The sequence below is a fragment of the Gilvimarinus sp. 1_MG-2023 genome (genome assembly GCF_030548285.1).
On the sequence record NZ_JAUOSC010001396.1, the window covers coordinates 1 to 250 of the forward strand.

General features: G+C 59.2%; 1 pseudogene. It reads left to right on the forward strand.

Annotation, left to right across the window (positions count from 1 at the left end):
• Positions 1 to 39: 39 nt before the first annotated feature.
• Positions 40 to 250, forward strand: a pseudogene (locus Q4563_RS21415) (AmpG family muropeptide MFS transporter); the annotation flags it as partial.

Here is a 250-nt window from a genome sequence, read left to right on the forward strand (position 1 = left end):
GGTATGACCTACTCGATCAAGGTATTCTGGGCACCGGTCGTGGATCGCGTCAGTATCCCCTTGCTGAGCCGTTGGCTTGGGCAGCGACGCAGCTGGATTCTGGTTGGGCAGGCAGGGATTGCCAGCGGTTTGTTGTGGATGAGCCTGCTCGACCCGCATACGGATTTATGGTGGATTGCGGCCTCTGCTCTCCTGGTGGCGTTTGCCTCTTCGACCCAGGATGTGGCGCTGGATGCGTACCGGATTGAAG